Annotated in this window: 15 protein-coding genes, 1 tRNA gene and 1 other RNA gene; 3 read left to right on the top strand and 14 right to left on the bottom strand. The window is 43.5% G+C overall.

Annotated features, from left to right (window positions below):
* Nucleotides 1-392 precede the first annotated feature (392 nt).
* The gene (locus tag W234_RS0108865) at nt 393-1,577 is read right to left on the bottom strand and encodes an OmpA family protein (protein WP_025646507.1); all 1,185 of its coding nucleotides are present in this window, start codon (nt 1,575-1,577) and stop codon (nt 393-395) included.
* A gap of 633 nt (nt 1,578-2,210) precedes the next feature.
* Here W234_RS0108865 and W234_RS14945 point away from each other — a divergent pair.
* Entirely contained in the window at nt 2,211-2,843 is a 633-nt protein-coding gene (locus W234_RS14945) for a prepilin-type N-terminal cleavage/methylation domain-containing protein (protein WP_084212645.1), read from the top strand.
* 31 nt (nt 2,844-2,874) lie between these two features.
* Here W234_RS14945 and recO read toward each other — a convergent pair whose 3' ends face one another.
* From recO to coaD, 12 genes are all read right to left on the bottom strand, one after another.
* Nucleotides 2,875-3,660, bottom strand: coding sequence for a DNA repair protein RecO (recO, locus tag W234_RS0108855; RefSeq protein ID WP_025646506.1), 786 nt, complete (start codon nt 3,658-3,660; stop codon nt 2,875-2,877).
* 61 nt (nt 3,661-3,721) lie between these two features.
* Complete coding sequence (gene era / locus W234_RS0108850; RefSeq protein ID WP_025646505.1) at nt 3,722-4,837, bottom strand: GTPase Era; 1,116 nt, start codon at nt 4,835-4,837, stop codon at nt 3,722-3,724.
* A 104-nt stretch (nt 4,838-4,941) separates the two neighbouring features.
* Nucleotides 4,942-5,745 (bottom strand): ribonuclease III, encoded by an 804-nt coding sequence (gene rnc, locus W234_RS0108845; protein ID WP_025646504.1) that lies wholly within the window; start codon nt 5,743-5,745, stop codon nt 4,942-4,944.
* Between the two features lie 53 nt (nt 5,746-5,798).
* Nucleotides 5,799-6,185: a DUF4845 domain-containing protein gene (locus W234_RS0108840; RefSeq protein WP_025646503.1), complete on the bottom strand. Its 387-nt coding sequence runs from the start codon at nt 6,183-6,185 to the stop codon at nt 5,799-5,801.
* A 47-nt stretch (nt 6,186-6,232) separates the two neighbouring features.
* On the bottom strand, nt 6,233-7,135 hold the full coding sequence (gene lepB / locus W234_RS0108835; protein WP_025646502.1) for a signal peptidase I: 903 nt from the start codon (nt 7,133-7,135) through the stop codon (nt 6,233-6,235).
* A 112-nt stretch (nt 7,136-7,247) separates the two neighbouring features.
* Nucleotides 7,248-9,047 (bottom strand): translation elongation factor 4, encoded by a 1,800-nt coding sequence (lepA, locus tag W234_RS0108830; protein ID WP_025646501.1) that lies wholly within the window; start codon nt 9,045-9,047, stop codon nt 7,248-7,250.
* A gap of 327 nt (nt 9,048-9,374) precedes the next feature.
* A tRNA-Met gene (locus tag W234_RS0108825) sits at nt 9,375-9,451 on the bottom strand.
* Between the two features lie 116 nt (nt 9,452-9,567).
* Nucleotides 9,568-9,942, bottom strand: an RNA gene (gene rnpB, locus W234_RS14195) — RNase P RNA component class A.
* 94 nt (nt 9,943-10,036) lie between these two features.
* Complete coding sequence (gene bioD, locus W234_RS0108820) at nt 10,037-10,753, bottom strand: dethiobiotin synthase (RefSeq protein ID WP_025646500.1); 717 nt, start codon at nt 10,751-10,753, stop codon at nt 10,037-10,039.
* 2 nt (nt 10,754-10,755) lie between these two features.
* Nucleotides 10,756-12,075 carry an adenosylmethionine--8-amino-7-oxononanoate transaminase gene (gene bioA / locus W234_RS0108815; protein ID WP_025646499.1) on the bottom strand — a complete coding sequence of 440 codons (1,320 nt, stop codon included), beginning with the start codon at nt 12,073-12,075 and terminating at the stop codon, nt 10,756-10,758.
* 54 nt (nt 12,076-12,129) lie between these two features.
* Nucleotides 12,130-12,378 (bottom strand): YfhL family 4Fe-4S dicluster ferredoxin, encoded by a 249-nt coding sequence (locus W234_RS0108810; RefSeq protein ID WP_025646498.1) that lies wholly within the window; start codon nt 12,376-12,378, stop codon nt 12,130-12,132.
* Nucleotides 12,379-12,455: 77 nt separating this feature from the next.
* Nucleotides 12,456-12,980 carry a pantetheine-phosphate adenylyltransferase gene (coaD, locus tag W234_RS0108805; protein ID WP_025646497.1) on the bottom strand — a complete coding sequence of 175 codons (525 nt, stop codon included), beginning with the start codon at nt 12,978-12,980 and terminating at the stop codon, nt 12,456-12,458.
* Nucleotides 12,981-13,290: 310 nt separating this feature from the next.
* Between coaD and smpB the strand changes: the two genes are divergently transcribed.
* Nucleotides 13,291-13,767: an SsrA-binding protein SmpB gene (gene smpB / locus W234_RS0108800; protein WP_025646496.1), complete on the top strand. Its 477-nt coding sequence runs from the start codon at nt 13,291-13,293 to the stop codon at nt 13,765-13,767.
* Nucleotides 13,768-13,972: 205 nt separating this feature from the next.
* Here the strand turns inward: smpB and rarD are convergent, their stop codons facing one another.
* Nucleotides 13,973-14,977 (bottom strand): EamA family transporter RarD, encoded by a 1,005-nt coding sequence (gene rarD / locus W234_RS0108795; RefSeq protein WP_025646495.1) that lies wholly within the window; start codon nt 14,975-14,977, stop codon nt 13,973-13,975.
* Between the two features lie 226 nt (nt 14,978-15,203).
* On the opposite strand from rarD, the gene W234_RS0108785 reads away from it, so the two are divergent.
* Nucleotides 15,204-15,671 (top strand): Lrp/AsnC family transcriptional regulator, encoded by a 468-nt coding sequence (locus tag W234_RS0108785; protein ID WP_025646494.1) that lies wholly within the window; start codon nt 15,204-15,206, stop codon nt 15,669-15,671.
* The last annotated feature ends 102 nt before the right edge of the window (nt 15,672-15,773 follow it).

Here is a 15,773-nt window from a genome sequence, read left to right as displayed (position 1 = left end):
TACAGTAGCCGTCTATGCTACTGGATAAATTTTATTTACCAATTTAGCAAAAGCTTTACGAAGATAGTAGTCAATCGTCATTTGCGTACGATTAATTAGGAGGCATAGACGCCGTAATTTTCGATTTAGGACACTAAATAATACATTTAGCGCCCTAAAGATCTTTTTGGCGTAAGGCTTACCGCGTAAAGTGCTGATAGTGACAAATCTATTGCTAAATAGCAGCAATAATAGGTGACTTGTCCATTTGCAAAATGTTTGGGCGGATAGTATAACATTAATGCAAATACTTTTTTGCATTAAGTTATTTATATCATTACTTTTTATACAACGAAAAAAGCCACCTTTAAAGGTGGCTTTTTTGTACAACAACTAAGGTATCAATTTGCTACTTACTGAACAACCATATCTTTAGTTTGTTCTACAGTCATTGTTTTGTCACCAGTGATGATGGCATAAACACGACGGTTCATAGCGCGACCTTCTTCAGTATCGTTATCAGCGATAGGCTGGTCGTAACCGTAACCTACAGTTGATAGACGGTTTGGTGCGATACCGAACTCGTTAGTCAACATAGACTTAACCGCTACAGCACGGGCTTCAGATAGACGTTGGTTATAACGTGCTGATGGGCCAGTTTTTGAAGCATGACCTTCAATGCGGGCAGTTGAGTTTGGATACTCACGCATCTTCTCAGCTACTTTAGCGATTTCAGGCTGATACTGTGATTTGATAGTAGATTTGTCGTTATCAAAGAACACACGTAGCTCCATTTTCAACTCATCAGTAATATCTACTGGAATTGGGCAACCACGTTCGTCAACGACGACGTTCATTGGAGTACCTGGGCAAGCGTCTAGTGAATCAACAACACCATCACCGTCAGAGTCTACGTCTTCTTCTACAACGACTACTGGTGGTACATAGACGTCAGGCTCTACAACTGGTGGCACTGCTACAGTAGGCTTCAAGTGACCACCTAGTACAACTTCTAGACCAGCTAAGGCCATGCCTTCCCACCAGTTGTTATCGAAGTTATGGATAGCACGAGCTTCACCGCGTAGGCTTAGTGCGTCATTGATGCGGTACATAGCACCTAGACCTAAGTTACCGATAGTGTCTTTAGTACCTGAAACTTTGTCACCGTTGCTGTCTTCGATTTCGATTTTAGATTGACCGGCACCAACTAGCATGTATGGCTTGAATGCATTTTCAGTGTAACCACTGAACTCTTCAAAACCAACTAAGAAGTTACCAGAGATCATTTCTTGTTCTGCGTCGAAGTTATCAGAACCGTCTTGGCGGATAGCGTCAGTGTTAGATACACCATACTCTACTTGGAACTGAGTAGAAGGCGTTAGCTCGATACCTAAAGCGGCACCAGTATATAGACCGTCTTCTTTGTAGTAACTGTCACCATTGCCACTATAATCTTTTAGTAAATCAGCTTGGTCATCATCAGCGCCTTCGCTGTAATGATAGCCTAATAGTAACGGGCTGATAGTAACACCAGCGTTAGCCGCTAGTGGAGCAGCTGTTACAGCGAACAGAGCTAGAGCGATTTTATTCAATTTCATGAGCTTCCTCCAAAGGATAATTTAAGTGGATAAAACAAGTCATACCACTTCCTAAGATATGTTAACTACACACCTATCACGAATGTGTCATTATACAACAAAAGTAATTAGGAAGTAGCTTAGCGATTATTAATTCAGTTTACAACTTTTTTTATCAGGCAGCTACACATTATTACACGATAATAGGGTAACTAAAACAAACTTGAGATACATTCCTGATATCAACTGACATAACCACAATCTTTTTGTTTTTGACCTTAGACTTATGGTTACTAAACCTACCTAAATAATATCAACTTCTTTATTTGTTGTATCTAAGTATTCTAATACATCCTTGTAGCTTTCTCTATTCATAAAACGCTCAATTCACTAATTGAAACATTTTTTGACAGTTGGGCTATATTCTGCTTATATATACTAGTAAACATTATTTCACTTGCTAGCACTAACAATCCTATTAGAATTGGACTTATTATTTATCCAATAACAGATAGTGCTATCACTGAAGATAAATACAGCGCGCAAATACAATTTATGTCAGTAGTGCGCTGTAGGCTTTACTCATTTATTTAAGATTTACTTTAGACCGCATTCCCCTATTAATTAGCAATTAGCTCAGGGCGGTAAGAAATCATGTACTCTTTAAATCATCCATTACACATATATTCGTTTATATTAATATTATTATTTATATACTTTATTTTCAGTTATACTATCGAGCGACGCTCATGCCAGATTCAAAGGAATCAGGGTTTTACCTTAGTAGAGCTTATCGTAACTGTCTGTGTTTTAGCGATAATAGCTATTATTGCTGCGCCATCTATATTAACTCAGTTAGCCAATATGGAGTCTAAGCGCATCAGATACGACATAAGCTCTATGTTAGCTACTGCAAAAGCGGAGAGCTATTTAAGACGTCAAAATCTAATTGTTTGTTTATCAGATTCAGCAGGACGTTGTCATAAAAATAGCAATAAAGCGATGTTACTATTCTTTGATCACAACGATAATCAGCACTTCGATATTTCTACAGATGAGTTATTAGAGCAACAGCGCTTGTCTCCTAGGTATGCTCAGCTACATCTGCGAGCAGGTAATCGGCATTATATTAAGTTTTGGGGCGATAGCGGTAGGCCTCGAGGATTTTTTGGTCATATCAAATACTGTCCTACCTCCAGCTACAATCAAAGTAAGTATCAAATATCTTTTAACCAAGGCGGTATTGTGAAATACAAACCTGACGCCGCTCATCCGACTGGCTGTTAATCATTTTTTAAGTTTCTAAACAGAAGAGAAGTTATTGATAACGCTGTTGCTGTTGCCATAACAGACGGCTTTGTAGCGGCTGATAATCGAGTAGCTGATCGATAAGCTGACGATGTATGCGCGACCATGAGTTCAAAGTTGAGCTTTCAATACCGAGCTGAGTCATTGACAGTATTTCTTGACCACGAAACAAAGTTGCTGCTGAGGAAGAAAGGTCTGCTGACTCCTCTGCTACCACTGGTACAAAGCCAGTATCAGCTAAGAATCGATAAGTAGTCTCTGCCTCGATAGCTTCTAAGTTACTATCCTGCGTTAAGCTCAGTGCAAAGCCTAACTCTTTAAACAAGTGCTGCTCGAATTGACGTAGACACAAGCGCAGCTCATCGGCTGTTAATGGCTGTTTGAGTAAATTTAAACTATCTTGATAATGTTGCCATAGCACTGGCATAGGATCTTCGCTAGGAAGTAGCTTCCATAGTATCTCGTTGAGATATAAAGCCGCGTATTGCTGTTGACCGCGGATCTGACCATAGCGTGGGTTATGAGCGGCTGGCGATGTTACTGCTGATGACTGGTTTGTTGCAGGGGTAGGCTCATCGTTTAATAGGCGATCGAGCTGACTGATGGTAATTTGGGTAAAAGTTTTAAGATCACGCTTACCGGTAGCAAACAGCTGTAATGGTGCAAATAGCGGCGCGCCTTTTTTGCCAATACCATGTACGACGCCATGCTGCTGAGAAAAAAGGTAGTAGATCGCACGTTTTTCTTGGTAGGAGCGCTGATGTAATAAATAACCTACTAATGCTTCATTGCGCATCTATTATTACCTCAGCGTTTATTGATATCTAGTTAGAGTATTTGGTTCTACTAGTAGTACCTTAATACCCTAAGCTATTTAGAGCACGTTCATCATCTGACCAACCGCGTTTGACTTTAACCCAAAGCGTGAGCATGACTTTTTTGTCAAACAGCAGCTCCATATCTTTGCGAGCGACTATACCCACTTGTTTAATACGCTGACCTTTCTCGCCAATGACAATGGCTTTTTGACCACTACGCTCGACAAAGATAGTTGCATCAATAAAAGTCATAGCTTTGCGAGGACGCCCGGTTTTAGGGTCTTTATGCGCCGCTTCATCTTTAAAGCCATCAATTTGTACCGTCAGATCATAGGGTACTTCATCTCCGGCGCTACGCATAATTTTTTCGCGGATAATTTCACTGGCTAAGAAACGCTCTGAGCGATCGGTGATTTGCTCTAGATCGTAAATAGGATCTGCAACAGGCAAATGCGAAGCAATAACTTCTTGCAAGCGGTCCAAGTTTTGGCTCTTCAAAGCAGAAACCGGTACGATATCGGCAAAATCGAAGCTTTCATTGAACGTTTCGATTAATGGTAATATCACGCCCTTATCTTTTAGCGTGTCGGCCTTATTGATAATCAAAACAACCTTTAGGTCAGTCTCACCCAGCTTTTGTAGAGTCAATAAATCATCTTCACGCCATTGATCTGAGTCTACTACAAACAGTACCAAATCCACATCGACTAAGGCTGATAATGCCGCTTTATTCATGCGCTCATTGATCGCGCGCACTTCATTGTGATGAATGCCTGGGGTATCCACGAACACCGCCTGCATCTCATTGGTACTCAAAATACCATGAATACGGTGGCGCGTCGTCTGCGGTTTACGTGAGGTAATAGAGAGCTTTTGACCCAAAAGATGGTTCATCAGCGTCGACTTACCTACATTTGGACGTCCGACAATGGCCACATAACCGGCTTTGAAATTCTCTGCAATGTCGTTGTGACTATTCGCTGAAAAGAAACTATCGATTGCGTCGTCATTATCAGTAGTGTTTGGTGTCTCGGCACTGTTGTCAGCAACATTAGCTGTTTGTGATTGCACAGTCGCTAACGACTCGCCTATCTTTCTACTGTTTTTAGGCGTGTTAATTTCGGTGTTTGGCTCAGTTTCGTTATTTTGGCTCATATTATTGGCTTTGTCTTTAAGGTTAAAGTAATGACTTTTATAGTAAAAGAATTGATACTTTAAGGATAGTTATAAAAGGATAAGAGTAAAGAGTAAGGCTTATCTTAAGGGCGTTTTTTTATCGCTTTGGGGAGTTTGTGCAACTGATTGATCATCAGCTCAGCTGCTTTTTGTTCGGCGATACGGCGACTCTCGCCAGACTCAGTCACATCAGGGCACTGACTGATATTTACCTGACAGCGAACAACAAAAATCTGATGCGGAGCGTTACCGCGAGTTTCTATTAATTCATAAACCGGAAGCTCGAACTGCTTAGATTGTAGCCATTCTTGCAGGCGGCTTTTGGCGTCTTTTAGCACTTTTTTTTCATTGACGTTTTCTATCAACTCCCCATACCAATCTAGCACGCAATTACGGGTAATATTAATATCTTGACTATCGAGATATATCGCGCCGATTAACGACTCTACCGCGTCGGCTAAAATAGAAGCACGGTTACGACCGCCGCCCTTACGCTCACCAACACCGAGTATGAGATGATTCGACAGCTCTAGGTTTTGCGCTATGATGACCAGCGACTCTTGGCGAACCAAAGTCGCGCGCATACGTGTCAGGCGTCCTTCGTTTTGCGTAGGATAACGATGGTATAGAGCTTCACCTACGATCATTCCGAGCAGCGCATCCCCTAAGAACTCTAAGCGCTCGTAGTTTGTTTTACTATCAAAAGAGCGATGAGTCAAAGCCAGCTTAGGTAAGCTTGGATCATTAAAAACATATCCAAGCTTGCGCATCAGCACTTCTAAGCCCTGAATAAAACTTGGGGTTAATGTTAGCGCGTCAGTAACGGTGCTTGTTTTATGACTAGCAGGCACGGGCTTTGCTTTATGCTGCGGCGGATTTGATTTCATGCGTGGCTTTTGGCTATCCTTTTATCGTATTAATATAGCAGCTTAATGAGTGCTTATTCTGCTGACGTCCCATCGATATCGCCTTCAAAGCGATTGACGATATCAACGTTTGCAAAAAAGTTATTGGTTTCTTGGTAATTTTTATAAATCGCCAATTGTCCTGCTTTTTTATTCGTAAAGGTAAAAATATCTTGGGCTACAGTATCGTAGTAAGCGTTGATATTCAGTTGTCTATTGACGCGTTCAATATACTGAGTCGATGTCTCGTTATTAGCATTCGCTTCTTTTAACTGAGCCGCTAATAGCTTCGTCAATTGATAATCGCCCACTTGCGCAGGCGCAATAGCTAAGGTTAGCTTACCTGCTATGACGATAATGATTAATAATAAAATTATACTAGTCACACTGCCGCGCTGTGCAGATAAACTGTTTTGCTTCATCCTTACGCTTCCTATATAAAATGGGTAAGCTGAGTAAGCTGGTATCGTTAGTCGATGGAGCCATTGCGATCAAAAGTTGGCATACTTAGACCGGGCGGCTTATGCATCCAAATATAAACAGCTTTTCCGGCTAAGTTCTCATCAGGAACAAACCCCCAAAAACGGCCATCTAAGCTGCGGTCACGATTATCACCCATGACAAAATATTCATTTTCAGGAACCGTGATACGCCACTGATTCCCAGCCGAGCTCACTACCTCTGACGCTTGCTGCTGTAAAAAAGGCGCATATTGTGAGCTGTTCATGCCTTTTAGATAGCGAACCAGATGCTCATGCTCGCCTTGCGTCTCTTTAAAATACTGCGCTTGCTCTTCTTCTAACTGCCCCATTCTCGTCGCTTCGGCGTCAGTTAGCACTTCACCTGGCGCAATCTGACCTGCTGGATACAGCTGTGAGGTCAATTCCGGATTGGCAGCAAAGTCGACGGACTCTGTTTTTACCTCTGTACCATTGATAGCAAGAGTACCATTGTCATAACTGACTGTATCACCCGGCAGGCCAATAACGCGCTTGATATAATGCACACTTGGATTTTCAGGATAACGAAATACAGCGACATCGCCGTGCTCAGGATCACCTGTATCAATAACTTTACTATAAGTTAAAGGCAAGCGCACGCCATAAGCAAACTTATTTACCGCAATAAAATCGCCAGTATATAGCGTCGGCACCATAGAAGAGGATGGAATATTAAAAGGCTCAATCAAAAAAGAGCGTACAATTAAGACCACTGCCAGTACTGGAAAAAAGTCATAAGCCCAGCGCACTAGTAGGTTTTCTTCGCCGGGACCACGCGTTTTTCGTTGCTTCAAAGCCAGTTTATCTAATAGCCAAATCAGCCCTAAACCTAGCGTTAGTGGCACTAAAATTAAGTTAAAATCAAAATCCATCAAAGTGCCCTTCAGCTATCAAAAAATGACTCATTTTGCCACATTCACTTTATCGCTTCGTTTAAAACCGTAACTATTCTGATATCAAACCATCGGTAGTCGTAATGATTTATTAACTATCGACCTGCAATACTGCTAAGAAGGCTTCTTGTGGTATCTCCACACTACCTACTTGCTTCATTCGTTTTTTACCTGCTTTTTGCTTAGATAACAGCTTTTTCTTACGCGAAACATCACCGCCGTAACACTTAGCCAAGACGTCTTTACGCATCGCTTTAACCGTGCTACGACCAATAATCTGACTGCCAATCGCTGCCTGAATTGCGACATCGAACATCTGGCGCGGGATCAGCTCTTTCATCTTACCCACTAGCTGATTACCACGGAAACGCGCTTGATCTTGATGCACAATCATCGCTAGGGCGTCGACTTTATCGCCGTTAATCAGTACATCAACCTTGACCAGTTTATCGACTTGATAGCGCTCAAAGTTATAATCTAAGGATGCAAAGCCGCGTGAGACTGACTTGAGTCGATCAAAGAAATCCATGACCACCTCGGCCATTGGAATATCAAAAATAAGCTGTACTTGCTTACCCATAAAGCGCATATCGACCTGTACACCGCGGCGCTCAATACATAGGGTCATAACGTTACCCAGATAGTCTTGTGGTACTAGTATCTGACAGCGCGCTATCGGTTCACGAAACTCTTCGATATTGTTAGGCTCAGGAAGTTTTGATGGGTTATCAACGTAGATCACCTCGCCATCTTTCTTTTCTATCTCATAGATAACCGAAGGCGCAGTGGTGATTAGATCCAAGTCATATTCGCGCTCAAGACGCTCTTGGATAATCTCCATGTGCAGCATACCCAAAAAGCCACAACGAAAGCCAAACCCTAGCGCATCAGAAGTGTCTGGCTCAAAAAACAGTGACGCATCATTGATTTGCAATTTTTTCAGCGCTTCGCGGAACTTTTCAAAATCGTTAGAATCTACCGGAAACATCCCTGAATAGACCTGCGGAGTGATTTGCTTAAACCCTGGAATACGATCGACGTCAGGCGTTTTTTCGTGAGTGATAGTATCCCCTACTGGCGCGCCAGCGATATCTTTGATCCCAGCGATGATAAAGCCAACTTCACCCGCCTCTAAAATACCAGTATCTAAAGGCTTAGGTGTAAAGACACCAATTGAGCTGACCGGATGCGATTCTTGGGTCGATTTGATATAAATCTTATCGCCCTTACGCACGGTACCTTCACGGACTCTCACTAAAGACACAACACCCAAATAGCTATCAAACCAAGAGTCAATAATGAGCGCTTGTAGCGGGGCGTCGCGATCGCCTGTCGGTGCTGGGATACGCTCAACTAGCGCCTCTAATAACGCCTCCACGCCCAAGCCTGACTTGGCAGAAACGCGAGGGGCATCGATTGCCTCTATGCCGATGATATCTTCAATCTCTTGAATGACGCGCTCAGGCTCCACTTGCGGTAGATCAATCTTGTTAAGGACAGCCATGACTTCTAGGCCCTGATCGACTGCGGTATAACAGTTGGCAACCGACTGCGCCTCAACACCTTGCGCCGCGTCAACGACTAACAGCGCGCCTTCACAAGCCGCTAGTGAGCGCGATACTTCATAAGAAAAATCAACGTGACCTGGCGTATCGATAAAGTTTAGCTGATAACGCTCACCATTAGGATGGTCATAATATAGCGTGACCGACTGCGCTTTAATGGTGATACCGCGCTCACGCTCGATGTCCATAGAGTCAAGCACTTGCGCCTGCATCTCACGATCTTGCAGCGCGCCGCACATCTGAATAAAACGGTCAGCAAGGGTCGACTTGCCATGATCAATGTGGGCAATGATAGAAAAATTACGAATATTGGCTAATGCAGTCACAAAGCGCCTACTAAATAAAGGATGATTGGATCGTAGTTGTTAGTTGCAAAATCGCGTCTCTAGCATTTATTACAACGTACTTATACGTGCAGGTATTCTAGCAGTTTTTAGCTCTAAAGTAAGGCGATTTTATTTGACAAGATTGGTGCATAACAAAAAACGAGCGTTTTTGATGGAGTCATTCTCGATTGAGTATAAACATTGATTATAAATAAAGAAAGGCCTGATACCATTAACAAACGGCGCAACACGATTTGTCGACTCTACGCTTGAGGTAAAACTTCAGGCAAAAAAAAACCAACCGCTAAGGATTGGCTTTTTTGAATATGGTGGCGATGAAGAGACTTGAACTCTTGACCTCACGATTATGAGTCGTGCGCTCTAACCAGCTGAGCTACATCGCCATTTAAGGCTCGGTATAATACCGATAGCATCGACTTGCGTCAACCCCAATCTGACATTTTTTGCAAAAAAACTGCTTTAACTGCTGAAATAAAATAGCAAACCGAATAAGCAAAATAGGTTTGGCAGACCGATAAGCCGGGTTCTGTCGTGGACAATCATTCCTCTAGGCGTATCATCGCTAATACGCTCAAGCAACCTACCCGCATCGAACGCGGGCCGCGCCATACCGATGCCTATTTGGTCTTGCTACGCGTGGAGTTTACCTTGCCGTGAGATGTTGCCATTCACGCGGTGCGCTCTTACCGCACCCTTTCACCCTTACCTCACATGCTGATGCGAGGCGGTCTACTCTCTGCTGCACTGGTCGTCAGATTACTCTGCCCAGCCGTTAGCTGGCACGCTGCCCTATGTAGCCCGGACTTTCCTCCCCTGCAATTCTATCTATTAAAAATAACAAACAGTATGCAGCGGCGATTGCCTAGTCTACCAAGCGCGCTAGTATAGCAAAACTAACGCCTGTATGGGAATGTCTTTTCAGCTTATTTTTAGAATGACTTTAATGACCTTAAAAGCATTTTAAACACTTAGATAAACGCTGTTGGCAAGGCTATGTCAGCATCATCTGAATGTTCATTTGCTTGTTTGGCTAAAACCAGCCAGTGCGCTTTGGGGTAATAGCGCGCCAAATAGGTTTGCAAAAAATCAATGGTACTGTTTGCAATCTCAGCATCCGTTTGCTCAGCATCATCATGGATATGATTGTAAATCACACTATGGATCATTAAGCCGCGCGATTTTATGGCTTCTAAGCTTAGTAACGTATGATTGATGCTGCCCAGTCGGCCAGAGGTGACCAAGACGATAGGATAGCCTTGCTTGGCAATATAATCCAAGGTTAATAGTTGCTCATTTATCGGTACCAGTAGCCCGCCTGCCCCTTCAAGCAACACCATCTCATAATCAGCTTGCAATGCTTTGGTGGCATCAGTAATCACATTGATGTTAAGAGGCTGATTGGCCAATGCTGCGGACAGATGCGGTGACGCAGGCTTCTCATAGCGATAAGGACAGGTGGTAAAGTCCAGATCACATGGCTGTAATGGCATCTGCATCAATTGACGGTGACTTAAAATATCATCCGCAATGCCTAGTTCGCCATCTGCTTGTTTACTGATGCCTGTTTGCACCAATTTTTGCGTGATAACGTTCACACCCTGCTGCATCAACGCTTTGGCAAGTAGACCCGTGGCATAGGTTTTGCCGATATCGGTATCGATGCCGGATACAAATAGCACGCTCATGGTTAACCTCGATGTTCTAAATATTTACGTACTACTTTTAGCAGCGCTTGGCATAAGGTGGTCAGCTCATCATCAGTAATAATGTAAGGCGGCATAATGTACACCAACTTACCAAAGGGTCTGACCCAGATACCATTATCAATTAATAAGGATTGAAAAATGGGCATATCAACAGCGTCTTCTAACTCAATCACTGCCACTGCCCCCAAACAACGCACCTCGGCAACACCTGCCAGCTGCGCAGCTGGCGTCAGGGCTTGCTCCATCGTACGTTGCATATTGGCAGTACACGTTTCGATATCATAAGACAGGATCAAATCAATCGACGCACAGGCGACCGCACATGCGAGCGGATTACCCATAAAAGTCGGGCCATGCATCAGCGCTGGACAGTCACTATTATGAATGGTATCGGCAATATGACGAGTACAGAGCGTTGCGGCAAAAGTCATGTAGCCGCCAGTCAGCGCCTTGCCAATGGTCATGATGTCAGGGGTAATGCTGGCATGCTCACAGGCAAATAACTTTCCACTACGCCCAAACCCAGTAGCAATCTCATCCGCTATCAAGAGTACATCGTACTTATCACAAAGTGTGCGTAATAGCCGCAAATATTCAGGGCTATAAAAACGCATACCACCTGCGCCCTGAATAATTGGCTCAATGATAAAACCTGCCAGCTGCTCACCATACTCTACAAAAAACTGAGCTAATGACTCACGATCATCTGCCGTCAATGCGCGATCAAAGCCAAGTGGCGGTGCTGAGACAAAATGCTGCATCGGTAGCTGCTTGCCATACAGACTGTGCATCCCATTGACAGGATCACAGACACTCATGGCGTGCCACGTATCACCGTAATAGCCTGAATGGGTCGAGGCAAACTGTTGCTTGTTTGGGCGCTTAGCAGCTACTTGATATTGCAGCGCCATTTTTAGTGCCACTTCTACGGCGATACTGCCACTGTCAGCATAAAAAATCGCATCGAGACCAGAGGGCACAATATCGAGTAGCTTTTTGCCCAGATCGATCGCTGGCTGATGGGTTAACCCACCAAACATCACATGCGCCATTTTGCTCAACTGCTGGGTCAGCGCTTCGTTTAGCTTGGGGTGATTGTAGCCATGGACGCTCGCCCACCATGACGACATACCATCGATCAGGCGCTTGCCGTCTTCAGTGATGATATAAATACCTTCAGCGCGATCGATTACGATATTAGAATAAGTGGGTGGTAGGCTGGCATACGGGTGCCATAAGTGCCGTTGATCAAACTCATTCGTTGCTTGGATGGCTGTGGCGGTCGTGTTTTTTTTGGTCATCGTATCATCCCTAAAGCGTTGTAAACCCAAACGTCATCAATCGCTTATCAATATTTATTGACCCGTAATACGCTTGTATTTGGCCAATAAATCGCTTTCGCTCTCGATATGATCGGGGTCTTTTGGAATACAGTCGACAGGACAGATGACCACGCACTGCGGCTCATCAAAGTGACCGACGCATTCGGTGCATAGATCAGGATCAATGACATAAATGTCTTCGCCCTCAGAGATGGCTTCGTTAGGGCAAGCCGGCTCGCAGACATCACAGTTGATGCATTCATCAGTGATTAATAACGCCATGACCTACCCCTTTATGATTTTGTGGTTACCGTTTTAAAAATACGCTTCATTAGTGATAAAAGCCAATACTTGCTGATCTATTTAGTCTGAATCGCCAGCTTATCGATAAAGGCCTGCGAGACGCATTCTGGTACAAACTTTCTGACATCGCCGCCAAGCTTAGCGATTTCGCGAATCATAGTCGATGAGATAAAAGAGTAATTCTGTGACGGCGTCAAAAACACTGCCTCAAAATTTTCATCGAGCTCGCGGTTCATATTGGCCAGTTGAAACTCATATTCAAAATCTGACATCGCGCGCAAGCCGCGCAAAACAGCAGTTGCTCCCTTTTCGCGCATAAAGTCCACCAGCAGACCCTCAAACCCAACGACAGAGACTTGCGGCAGATCCGCAAATACCGTTTCTACTAAGCTGACCCGCTCCTCAAAACTAAATAGCGGCTTTTTGTGGTGGCCTGAAGCCACGGCAATGACCACTTCATCAAATAATTTAGTCGCGCGTTTGACCAAATCGACGTGACCGGTGGTAATGGGATCAAAGGTGCCAGGATAGAGGATTTTGGTATGTAGCTTAGAAGCTTTAGGTGTAGATGATGGGTTCATAGCAAGGCTAATATAATCGTTGATAGTATGCGTATCCTAGCAAATTTAGCAGTGATTGAACACTCAGTTTATTCGCTTTTGCGAGCTTAGACTACAGAGCTTAGACTACAATAGTAACGACTACATTTGTCCTAAGCTCGCTTTACCCTTTTCAACTATCGATTTGTTACAATACTCGCTCGACTCATCCGTTTTATAACCACAAGCTAATGATGACATTAGTGGGTTAGGATGAGGAACAGTAAGACTAAAGCGTTAAGTTCAAGTCAGCACGTTTAAAACAGCAACTTAACGTTTTGAAGGAGAAATTATGTCAAAAAAATCTAAAAAACCGGACAACCAAATTGCCAGTAATAAAAAAGCGCGGCACGAGTATTTTATTGAAGAGACTTTTGAGGCAGGATTGTCACTGCAAGGCTGGGAGGTCAAGTCCATTCGCGCCGGCAAAATGACCATTACCGAAGCTTATATTATCTTTCGTAATAATGAGGCTTTTTTGTTTGGTGCCCATATTCAGCCGTTAATCTCCAGCTCTACGCACGTCAACCCTGACACTACGCGCACGCGTAAGCTACTACTTAATCGCCGCGAGATCGATAAGCTTTACGGCGCAGTTAATCAAAAAGGCTATGCTTGCGTGCCCTTATCCTGCTACTGGAAGCGCTCAATGGTGAAGTGTCAGATCGGACTTGCCGTTGGTAAAAAGCAGCATGATAAACGTAAAACCTTAAAAGATCGCGACTGGGAGCGTGATAAGCAGCGCGGCTTTAAACAGCATTTGGGTTAAAGTTGTTATCTAAATGTATTATAAAAGAGCAGATGTAGGTTGGTGTCGAGCTTGCGACACCCAACGATTAAATCTATGATAAAAAGTTCTATTTAAAGAACTTTTCTTGCGAGCCTAATGAAGCAATGCTTCTTTTTTTCGGCTCTCAGGGTCTCGTACCTCGACACCAACCTACACTGACGATTAAAAGAATTCGTTTTTATATCTACTTTTTCTGAATAGCAATTAATTGTTGCTTACGCGCACCACGCAACTGACGAAAACCATGCATAATTAAAAACGCAATGCCTAACCAGATCAGCCCATAACTATAGAGCATCGCTGACTCAAACGGATTACCCAGCACCGTAATCGCTAAGATAAATAGCAGTGCCGGCTCTAGGTAGCTCATCATGCCGTACACATTGACTGGCAGCATTTGACTGGCATCGACGTTGGTTTTCATCGCCAGCACGCTTAAGATACCTAGTCCTATTAGCATCATAATAAAGAAGCTAGAGCCGCCAACTAAGCTCAAACTACTTGGCGCTATAAAGCATAAATACCCTAAAGCAAACGGTGCAAAAATAGTCAAATCAACCAGTAAGCCCGTTATCGCACCAATGCCTTGCAGACGGCGAATAATATAATACAGCGGATAAGTACCGCACACCCAAAGTGTTGCCCAAGACACGCTTTGGGTCCGTACAATCTCACTGCCAACGCCAAGCGCAGCAAAGCCTACCGCCAACCATTGTAAGCGGCTAAGCTTTTCACCGAATAGTACACAACCGAACACCACCATCATCAATGGAAACAGGAAATAACCCATCGCCGTTTGTACGCCTTGGCCATTGATGGGTGCCCACATAAATAGCCAAAACTGGCTCAAAAATATTGGCGTTGGTAGTAGCAGCCATGCCCACTGCTTGGCTGATCTTAGCTGTTTTAACTTACCGATATGCAAGCTTAGACGCCCGCTAACCACTAAGTAGCCTACGAGTGCCGCCCACATTGCTAGCATGCGCCAGATAAAAACCTGCGTACCCGATAACGGCGCTAAAAAGTGACTATAAGCATAAAGTACACCAAATAATACATTAGACATTACCGCTAATGCCGCGCCTATAATTAACGTGCGGTGCTTAGCGCTACCTGAAGCCCAAATCGCAGGTACAGGCAAGCGTGAGATAGTGCTTGTGAATACCGATGATAAAGTAGTGGTTGACATAGACGCTCCAAAATTGAACTAAATTTTATGACTCAGCATCTTGTTGTTATTAAACTGAGGGAAGCTAGTTTACGCGAGCGCTTTGATATATTATTTCTATATTTAGCTGTTTCTGAATTTATTTATCATAATATCGCAGTATTATTCATTATTTATCACAATTTAGGTTTATTACTGATTATCCTTATTGACTAATGAACCCTGCCTAATTAAGCAGACTACTATTATGACGCACACTCTTGATCAAACCGACAAAGCCATACTAAATCTACTACAAGACGATGCGACTTTACCGCTAAAAACCATTGCCGAAAAAGTACACGTGTCTACTGCAACCGCACAGCGACGCGTACAGGCGCTAATAGATAATGAGGTGATTAGCAAACAGGTTGCTATCGTCAATCCAAACAAGGTGGGATATGGCCTGACAGCAATAGTGATGATCCAGATGCTACGCTCGAATAACTCGATGCAGCACCGATTTGAGCGCCTAATGAGCAGCCAGCCCCGGGTGATGAGCTGTTATGAAGTATCAGGGGATGCGGATTTTATGCTGATGGTCAATGCCAAAAATATGCAAGATTACCATCAATTTACCCGTAATTTGCTGACGCATGATAATAATGTGCGTAGTTTTAGCAGTCAGTTTGTGATGAACTTCACCAAAAGTGGTACGAAGATATTATTGGATTAATCTTACACTATCAATCACTTATCGGTGATTGAATATCACATCCTGAGTACGATTCATGTTAAGATGAGCGCCTTTAAATGAGCGGCTCACTAAAACTGATAG

Origin of the sequence: Psychrobacter sp. TB15 (assembly GCF_000511655.1) — a bacterium.
In the GTDB taxonomy this organism is placed as follows: domain Bacteria; phylum Pseudomonadota; class Gammaproteobacteria; order Pseudomonadales; family Moraxellaceae; genus Psychrobacter; species Psychrobacter submarinus.
This window is presented reverse-complemented; position numbering and strand designations above follow the sequence as displayed.

Coding starts and splice junctions, on each gene's coding strand:
- W234_RS0108865 (WP_025646507.1), bottom strand. CDS start 1,577: ATGAAATTGAATAAAATCGCTCTAGCTCTGTTCGCTGTAACAGCTGCT.
- W234_RS14945 (WP_084212645.1), top strand. CDS start 2,211: ATGTACTCTTTAAATCATCCATTACACATATATTCGTTTATATTAATA.
- recO (WP_025646506.1), bottom strand. CDS start 3,660: ATGCGCAATGAAGCATTAGTAGGTTATTTATTACATCAGCGCTCCTAC.
- era (WP_025646505.1), bottom strand. CDS start 4,837: ATGAGCCAAAATAACGAAACTGAGCCAAACACCGAAATTAACACGCCT.
- rnc (WP_025646504.1), bottom strand. CDS start 5,745: ATGAAATCAAATCCGCCGCAGCATAAAGCAAAGCCCGTGCCTGCTAGT.
- W234_RS0108840 (WP_025646503.1), bottom strand. CDS start 6,185: ATGAAGCAAAACAGTTTATCTGCACAGCGCGGCAGTGTGACTAGTATA.
- lepB (WP_025646502.1), bottom strand. CDS start 7,135: ATGGATTTTGATTTTAACTTAATTTTAGTGCCACTAACGCTAGGTTTA.
- bioD (WP_025646500.1), bottom strand. CDS start 10,753: ATGAGCGTGCTATTTGTATCCGGCATCGATACCGATATCGGCAAAACC.
- bioA (WP_025646499.1), bottom strand. CDS start 12,075: ATGACCAAAAAAAACACGACCGCCACAGCCATCCAAGCAACGAATGAG.
- W234_RS0108810 (WP_025646498.1), bottom strand. CDS start 12,378: ATGGCGTTATTAATCACTGATGAATGCATCAACTGTGATGTCTGCGAG.
- coaD (WP_025646497.1), bottom strand. CDS start 12,980: ATGAACCCATCATCTACACCTAAAGCTTCTAAGCTACATACCAAAATC.
- smpB (WP_025646496.1), top strand. CDS start 13,291: ATGTCAAAAAAATCTAAAAAACCGGACAACCAAATTGCCAGTAATAAA.
- rarD (WP_025646495.1), bottom strand. CDS start 14,977: ATGTCAACCACTACTTTATCATCGGTATTCACAAGCACTATCTCACGC.
- W234_RS0108785 (WP_025646494.1), top strand. CDS start 15,204: ATGACGCACACTCTTGATCAAACCGACAAAGCCATACTAAATCTACTA.